Raw genomic sequence first — 7559 nt, 5'->3', positions numbered from 1 at the left:
ATCTGCTGCCCCGCCGCTTCCTCATGCCGCCCCCGGGCTTCTTCCCCGGCCTGGCCGGCCCGCCCGACTCGATCTTTCGCCGCCTCGCCGTGCTCGACGCGCACGGCGCGCTCGTGGTCGGCGCGACCATCGACCCGGAGAACGCCGCGCGCCGGCCGATCCGCCACGGGCGCACCGTCGTCGGCTACCTCGCGCTCGCGCCGATGCAGGGCCTGGAGAGCGAGGCCGACCGCGCCTTTCTCGCCCGGCAGTCCGGCGTGATCGCGCTCACCGGGCTGTGCGGCCTGGCCTTTGCGCTCGTGCTGTCGTGGCTGCTGGCGCGCCGCTGGTTCCAGCCGATCGACGCGCTCACGCAGGCCGCACAGGACGTGGCGCGCGGACGGCTCTCGACGCGCGTGGCGGTCCACGGCTCGGACGAGCTCGCGCTGCTGGGCAAGACCTTCAACGACATGGCGCAGCGCCTGGACACGGCCGAGGCCTCGCGCCGCGCCTGGCTGGCCGATGCGGCGCACGAGCTGCGCACGCCGCTGGCGGCGATGCGCGCGGAGATCGAGGCGCTTCAGGACGGTGTGCGCAGCTTCGACGAACGCACCGCGCTGCGCATGCACCGGCAGGTGATCCGCCTCGGCCAGCTGGTCGACGACCTGCGCAGCAGCATGCGCGAGCCCCAGAGCGACCTGCTGAAGGCGCCGGTGTACCCGCTGTCGCTGCTGAAGGAGGCGCTCGACCACACGCGCGACCGCTTCGCGCAGCGCAGCATCGCGCTCGACCGCGATGCCCTCGACCGCATCGCCGCCTCGGCCCAGCCGGTGATCGACGGCGACGCGCACCGGCTGCACCAGGTCTTCATGAACCTGTTGGAGAACACGCTGGCCTACACCGACGCCGGCGGCCAGCTGCGCATCGGCGTGAGCATCGAAGGCGCATGGACCGGCAATTGCCTCACGCTGGTGTTCGACGACAGCGCACCGGGCGTGCCCGAGGAAGAGATTCCGCGCCTCTTCGACCGCCTGTTCCGCGGCGAGACCTCGCGCAGCCGCGCGCTGGGCGGCTCGGGCCTGGGCCTGTCGATCTGCCGCGCGACCCTCGAGGCGCACGGCGGCAGCATCGAGGCGGCGCCTTCGCCGCTGGGCGGGCTGCGCATGACGATCACCCTTCCGCTGGCGGCTTCCGCATGACACGCATCGTGATCGTCGAAGACGAACTCGACATCGCCTCCGTGGTGCAGGACTACCTGCGCCACGCCGGCTACGACACCGAACATTTCGCCGACGGGCAGATCGCGCTCGAACGCATCGTCGCCGCGCCGCCCGACCTCACGCTGCTCGACATCATGCTGCCGCGCCTCGATGGCATCGAGGTGCTGCGCCGCGCGCGCGAGCACACGGCGCACCCGATCATCATGCTCACCGCGCGCATCGAGGAGGTCGACCGCCTGCTCGGTCTGGAGCTGGGCGCCGACGACTACGTGTGCAAGCCGTTTTCGCCGCGCGAGCTGGTGGCGCGCGTACGCGCCGTGCTGCGCCGCACCGCGCCGGCGCCGGCCGTGGCCGCGCAGGGCGCGCCTGGCGATGCCCCGGGGCTCGTGCTCGACGACGTGCACTGGCGCGCCTCGCTCGACGGCACGCCGCTGAACCTCACGCGCCGCGAGTTCGGGCTGCTGCAGGTGCTGTCGCGGCACCCGGGCCGCATCTTCTCGCGCGCCCGGCTGCTGGAGCTGGCCTACGACGACACGGTGGACGTGACCGAGCGCGCCATCGACAGCCACGTGAAGAACCTGCGCCGCAAGCTCGGCGCGGTGACGCCCGCGCACGACTGGATTCGGTCGGTGTATGGCGTGGGCTTCGCGTGGGAAGCGCCGCCGCCAGCCTGAGCGGTCAGGCTAGTTTTGTCGAGGGGCTGCCGCGCGAATTTGCGTCGCCGTCTTCGCCCAGGTCTTCTCCAGCATCCGCGAAAGATAGGACGCCGACTCCCAGCCGACCTGCAGCGCGATGGACAGCACCGAGTCCCGCGTGGTCTGCAACAGGTACACGGCCCGTTCGATGCGCTGGCGCTGCAGGAACTCCAGCGGCGAGATGCCGTGCTTCGCGCGAAAGATCCGCTCCACCTGCCGGCGCGACAGCCGGTGCTGCTGGGCGAAGGCGTCGAGCGACAGGGGTTGCGCCAGATCGCGCAGCATCGTTTCGGCCAGCAGCTCGGCCACCCACAACGCCGGCGAGGCGTCGCCCTCCGACAACGGGTTGGCGCTCAGGCGCGCGGCCTCCATCACGAGCGCGCCGCACAGCACGTAGTTCTCGCTGTCGCCCGCGCGGGTCGATTCGAACATCCGCTGCGACAGGGCGCCCAGCGCGGTGCTGCCCGCGCGCATGCCTTGCGGGGGCCGCACGACGCCCTGCGCCTGCAAGGCCGTGGCCCACAGCGCCGGGTCGACGTAGACCGCGACATGGCTCTGGCCGGCGGTGAGCGTGGTCGTCGAATGCGCGCTGCCCGCCGCGAACCAGACGAAGTGGCCGGGCCCGAGGCGCTGCGCCTCGCCCTGCGCATCGCCCACGCTGAAGCGGCCTGCGATGGGCACGAACAGCATGTCGCAATCGTGCACGTGCGCGTCGGTGGCGTAGTGGTCGCGGGTGTTGGCGACCATCGTCGCCTGGTGAGACAGCCGTTCGACGAACAGCGATTGGCGGGGCGGCGGGTGGCTGGAAGTCAGTGGCATGGCCATTCCTTGTCGCATTCGAAGCCGCGCATGTCGCAATCGGGCGCACGCGTTGGCGCGCGCTCCACAGAATCGGAAGGACCACTCCTGCAAGAAGACCCCATGACTACTCAACCTCTGCGCCGCGCGCTCCTGGGCCTGGCCGCCGCCGGTGCCCTGTACGGGCCGACCGCCTCGTGGCCGGCCTCCGATCCGGCCTACCCGGTGAAGCCGATCACCATCATCGTACCCTTCCCCGCAGGCGGCGGAACGGACGTGATCTTCCGTTCGGTGCAGCTGCGGCTGCAGGCTGCGCTCGGTGTGTCGGTCATCATCGACAACCGCTCGGGCGCGGGCGGCACCGTCGGAACGGGCTTCGGCGCGAAGGCGAACCCCGACGGCTACACGCTGGTGGCCAGTACCACGACCACCATCGCCTCGGCCGATGCGGTGTACCCCAAGCTCCCGTACGACCCCCTCAAGGACCTGGTGCCGATCGGCACCATCGGCACCACGCCTTTCGTGCTGGTGGTCACGCCCGCGCTGGCGGCGCGCACGGTGAAGGACTTCGTCGGCTACGCCAAGGCCAACCCGCAGGCGCTCAACTACGGCAGCATCGGCAACGGCAGCCTGAGCCACCTGGCGGGCGAACTCTTCAAGCAGCGCACCGGCATCGAGATGACGCACGTGCCCTACCGCGGCGCCGCACCCGCGCAGGCCGACCTGATGGCAGGCCAGATCCAGGCGCTGTTCGACAACCCGCCCGCGCTGCTGGCGCAGGTGCGCGGCGGCCGCATGCGGGCGCTGGCCATCAGTGAGCCGTCGGCGGGTTTTGCCGACCTGCCGACCTTCGAGGCGGCCGGCATCAAGGACTTCAAGCCGCAGCTCTGGTATGGCCTGATGGCACCGGCCGCCACGCCGCAGCCGGTGGTGCAGCGCCTGCGCGCCGCACTCGACATCGCGATGAAAGACCCGGCACTGCGCGCCGACATGCTGGCCAAGGGCGTGACGCCGTGGAGCGTGCGGCCCGAGGTGTTCGAGGAGCACATCCGCAACGACATCAAGCTCTGGGGCGGCATTGCGCGCTCGGTCAACGCGAGGGCTGATTGACGATGGCTGCAATTTTTTCTGCGCCCGGTTGCCGGAACATCCGCGTGTTCGTCGGCCCCGATCCATCCGTCGGCGGCAACCCCGCGCCCGTCTGGCTCGATGCCGACGCGCTCTCCACCGCACAGATGCAGGAGCACACCCGGCTCAGCGGCCATGAGTCCGTCTTCGTGCTGAAGCCGAGCACACCGGCGCACCGGCTGCGCATGCGCTACTTCGTGCCGAAGCACGAGATGGAAATGTGCGGCCACGCCACGGTCGGCGCGCTGTGGCTGCTGCACCGGCGCGGCGAATGGGACGGTGCGCCCGTCGCGATCGAAACGCTCAGCGGCACCGTCACGGGCCGGCGCGTCGATGGCACCGTGCAGGTCAGCCAGCCGCGCGCCACGGTGGAAGAGGTGACGCAACAGCGGCTGGTCGAAGACATCGCGCAGTGCCTGGGCATCGAGGTCGGGCAGATCGTGGGGCCGGTGCTCAACGCCGCCACCAGCCGGGTCAAGACGCTGGTTCGCCTGGCCGACACCGCGCAGCTGCACGCCTTGCGCGTCGACTTCGCACGCGTCGAATCGCTGTGCGAACGTCTCGGGTCCACCGGGCTGTATCCCTATGCCATGTCACGGGACGAGACCGACACGGTCAGCGCACGGCAATTTCCCAAATCTTCCGGCTACCCGGAAGACGCCGCCACGGGCATCGCCGCCGCGGCGCTGGCCTGGGGCCTGCGCCACCTTGGGCTGGTCGGCCACGACGCACTGTCGGTGACCGTGCGGCAGGGCGAAGCAATGGGTTCGCCCTCCGCGATCCACGTGGGATTGCCATGGGATGCGAACACGCAGGAAGGCTGCTGGGTCGGCGGCGAGGCCTGCGATGCGCAACCCGAAGATTTCTTGCTCGACCGGCTGTGCCCACCTGAAGTGGCGCGGGCCAAGCCATCGGGTACTTACGCCACCTTCACGCAGGTGGGAAACCTGCTGCATTCGAGCGGCGTGGTGGCGCGCGAGAACGGCCAGGTGATCACAGGCCGGCTCGACGGCCCCGACGATGTGCCGCGCGGCCAGCGGGCCGCAGTAGCTGCTGTCGGCGCCCTGCTGCGCGCGGCACAGGACGAGCTCGGCAGCCTCTCGCGCGTCGTGCGCGTCGTGGCACTGAACGGCTATCTCCAGGCTTGCGGCGACTTCAAGGACCACGCCCAGGTGATGGACGCAGCCTCGGCGGCCCTGCAACGGATCTTCCCCGAGACCCCCCTGCCGGTTCGCACCACCGTGGGCGTCGCGTCGTTGCCTCGCGGCGGCGTGGTCGAGGTGTCGATGGTGCTCGAGACGCGCGACTAGGCCCGCTCCTTCCCGGCTTTTTCCACGGGAGGCAGCGCAGCGTGCCCGCTCGTCACCACCGCCGAGGTGGCGGGCCGCTTCAGCCCCAGCGCGCCTTCGAGCATCCGCAGGATGGTCTCGCGGGCCAGGTCGAAATCCGCCGGCTCCAGCGCCTGCTTGCCGAGCAGCATGCGCATCTGCCAGGCGAAGTCGGCGTAGGTCTGCGTCATGGCCCACAGCGTGAACAGCAGGTGCGGCACCGGCAGCGGCGCCACGTCGCCGTTCGCCATCCAGCGGTTCAGCACGGCGGCCTCGGCGCGGAAGGCGGGCACCAGCTTGGCCTCGATGTCGTCGGCGCATTGCGGCGCCTGCGAAATGATTTCCTGCGCGAACAGCCGCGAGCCCGAAGGGTGGTCGTACGAGAACTGCAGCTTCTGCGTGACGTAGCGCTCCAGCGCGGCATGCGGGTCGAGGTCGGCGTCGGCCAGGCTGTTGAGGTTCGACAGCCACGAGTCGAGCACGTCGTTGAACACGCGGCTGTACAGCGCCTTCTTCGACGGGAAGTAGTACAGCAGGCTCTGCTTGGAGATGCCCGCGTCGGCAGCGATGTCGTCGACCGACACGCCGCCGTAGCCGTGCAGCGCGAATCGCTCCTGCGCCACCGCGAGGATGGCGCTCTCGAGGTTCTGGCGGCGGGCCTGGCGCTTCACGGCGGGAGGACGCGCCGCAGTTCGCAGGGGTGGCGCAGCGCTCATGGGTTCTTCATCCGCGCCAGGAAGCGCACCAGTCGCTCGTCGCCGCAGTGCGCGACGTTGAAGCGATACCAGGCAAAGGGCTGCGGCATGTCGCCGAAATCGGTCGCGGCCGCGAGCGGCAGGCCCTGCTTGCGCGCCTCCTGCAGCACCGCATCGCTCGATGGACGAGGCTCACAGCCGGGCGGCCAACCCGCGCAGAGAAAGGGGCCGCCATCGGGCACGCACAGCGCCTGCAGGCCCGCGCCGGTCAGCAGCGACAGCGTGCGCTCGCCGGCGATCTTCAGCGCGGTGTTGAGCTTCTGCAGGAAGCGCGGATAGCCGGCATCGGCCAGCACCTCGCAGGCGACGCGCTCCTCGAACTCGCTCGGCCCGAGCGTGGTGTGCAGGCAGCGCAAGGCCGCATCGTCGACCCAATGCTGCGGCAGCAGCACATGTGCAAGCCGCAGCTTGGCCGAGAGCGTGGTCGACACGCCACCGACCTGCGCCACGCGCTGCAGCCCGTCCATCGCGGCAAGGCTGGGCGCCTGCAACGGCGAGAGCCCGCGCCAGGTGTCGAGCTCGATCACGCGCAGGTCGTGCCGCTCGGCCGCCTGCAGCGCCTGGTGCGCGCCCTGCGGGCTCATGCAGATGCCCATTGGATTGGAAACGGCCGTCGACAGGAACAGCAGGCGCTGCCGGCTCGCGGTGGGCAGCAGCGCGGCATGGCTGTCGAGCGCGGCGATGTCGAGGCAGCCGCCGCGCCGTGGCACTTCGAGCATGCGACGGCCCAGCGTGCGGATCAGGCTGCGCAGCTGGCGCGGTGCGGGCGACTCGACCAGCACCGCGTCGCCGGGTTCGGTCCAGGCCTGCAGCAAACACATCGTGGCGCCCAGGCTGCCCGCTGCCGTCATGACCTGCTGCGGGCCCAGCGCGGGCAGCTCGGCGCGATGGCGCGCGGCGATCAGCTCGCGCAGGCGCGGCAGGCCGAAACCCTGGCGCGTGCCGCTGTCCCATTCGGGGGCCGAGCGCGCCACGCGGCGCATGGCTTCGCGCACCAGGTCATCGCCCCGGTATTCGGCGGGTGGCGGGCGGTCGTGGGCCGTGGCGGTGTCGGTCATGCGCGGCACCGCATCGGCGTCGTCGGGTGCCACGCGCGAAGGCCGATGCAGCACGTAGTAGCCGCTGCCCGGCCGCGAGGCCAATACCGAGCGTGCGCGCAAGGCGCTGTACGACTCGGTGACGGTGAAGGTGCTGATGCCCAGCTTGCCGGCCAGCGCGCGCACCGAAGGCATCTTGGTGCCGGGCGCCAGGCGCCCGTCGATGACGCGCAACTCGACGCCCACCACGAGGCGCTGCGCCAACCCGAGGCCGGGCGCGGCTTCGTCCATGTCGCCCATCAGGCCCTGCATCCAACCGGCACCGGCGGGCGCCGGCTGGCGCAGCGCCGACGCGTTGCTTGAACTCTGCATCACCCGGTCTCCTTGAGAAACGCATGCGGCCTGTCTGGACAGGGTTTGCCCTGGGCAACTGTGCTGGGGAGTGCACCAAACAGCATGGTCGACAGCGGCAAACACTTTCTCGTGCGCCGCGCCAACTGTGTATGGGCGGCACCCCTCGTTTGCTGAATCATCGCGACATTCGACCACTTGGTCAAACTTCATGAGGGCTCGATCTCTCATGTCGCACACGGTTACCCCACCACGACCTGGAGCTTGA

Annotated in this window: 7 protein-coding genes; 4 read left to right on the top strand and 3 right to left on the bottom strand. The window is 70.5% G+C overall.

All coding sequences use genetic code 11. The annotated features are described in order from the left end of the window. Nucleotides 1-1178: ATP-binding protein (locus tag AC07XP_RS29600; RefSeq protein WP_495266671.1), on the top strand; the 1178-nt coding region annotated here is incomplete at its 5' end. Next, nucleotides 1175-1873 (top strand): response regulator, encoded by a 699-nt coding sequence (locus tag AC07XP_RS29595; protein WP_495266670.1) that lies wholly within the window; start codon nucleotides 1175-1177, stop codon nucleotides 1871-1873. The genes AC07XP_RS29600 and AC07XP_RS29595, both read left to right, overlap by 4 nt. Nucleotides 1874-1882: 9 nt before the next feature. On the opposite strand, the gene AC07XP_RS29590 is transcribed toward AC07XP_RS29595, so the two are convergent. Continuing rightward, a complete protein-coding gene (locus AC07XP_RS29590) occupies nucleotides 1883-2713 on the bottom strand; it encodes an AraC family transcriptional regulator (protein ID WP_159273091.1) in 831 nt (276 codons plus the stop codon). Nucleotides 2714-2815: 102 nt separating this feature from the next. Here AC07XP_RS29590 and AC07XP_RS29585 point away from each other — a divergent pair, with 102 nt between their 5' ends. Together AC07XP_RS29585 and AC07XP_RS29580 are read left to right on the top strand one after the other, a co-directional pair. Then, complete coding sequence (locus tag AC07XP_RS29585; RefSeq protein ID WP_495266669.1) at nucleotides 2816-3802, top strand: Bug family tripartite tricarboxylate transporter substrate binding protein; 987 nt, start codon at nucleotides 2816-2818, stop codon at nucleotides 3800-3802. A gap of 2 nt (nucleotides 3803-3804) precedes the next feature. Continuing rightward, nucleotides 3805-5130 carry a PhzF family phenazine biosynthesis isomerase gene (locus AC07XP_RS29580; RefSeq protein WP_495266668.1) on the top strand — a complete coding sequence of 442 codons (1326 nt, stop codon included), beginning with the start codon at nucleotides 3805-3807 and terminating at the stop codon, nucleotides 5128-5130. Here AC07XP_RS29580 and AC07XP_RS29575 read toward each other — a convergent pair. Continuing rightward, on the bottom strand, nucleotides 5127-5864 hold the full coding sequence (locus AC07XP_RS29575; RefSeq protein ID WP_139702566.1) for a TetR family transcriptional regulator C-terminal domain-containing protein: 738 nt from the start codon (nucleotides 5862-5864) through the stop codon (nucleotides 5127-5129). The two genes, AC07XP_RS29580 and AC07XP_RS29575, sit on opposite strands and share 4 nt — an antisense overlap. Then, nucleotides 5861-7312: an aminotransferase-like domain-containing protein gene (locus AC07XP_RS29570; RefSeq protein WP_495266667.1), complete on the bottom strand. Its 1452-nt coding sequence runs from the start codon at nucleotides 7310-7312 to the stop codon at nucleotides 5861-5863. Before AC07XP_RS29570 ends, AC07XP_RS29575 begins: the two co-directional genes overlap by 4 nt. Nucleotides 7313-7559: the final 247 nt, after the last annotated feature.

The sequence above is a fragment of the Variovorax sp. GW531-E2 genome (assembly GCF_059423125.1).
This window is presented reverse-complemented; position numbering and strand designations above follow the sequence as displayed.

Bases quoted from the DNA above. Each gene is read 5' to 3' on its own strand.
- AC07XP_RS29570 (WP_495266667.1), bottom strand. From the start codon at position 7,312: ATGCAGAGTTCAAGCAACGCGTCGGCGCTGCGCCAGCCGGCGCCCGCC.
- AC07XP_RS29585 (WP_495266669.1), top strand. From the start codon at position 2,816: ATGACTACTCAACCTCTGCGCCGCGCGCTCCTGGGCCTGGCCGCCGCC.
- AC07XP_RS29580 (WP_495266668.1), top strand. From the start codon at position 3,805: ATGGCTGCAATTTTTTCTGCGCCCGGTTGCCGGAACATCCGCGTGTTC.
- AC07XP_RS29595 (WP_495266670.1), top strand. From the start codon at position 1,175: ATGACACGCATCGTGATCGTCGAAGACGAACTCGACATCGCCTCCGTG.
- AC07XP_RS29575 (WP_139702566.1), bottom strand. From the start codon at position 5,864: ATGAGCGCTGCGCCACCCCTGCGAACTGCGGCGCGTCCTCCCGCCGTG.
- AC07XP_RS29590 (WP_159273091.1), bottom strand. From the start codon at position 2,713: ATGCCACTGACTTCCAGCCACCCGCCGCCCCGCCAATCGCTGTTCGTC.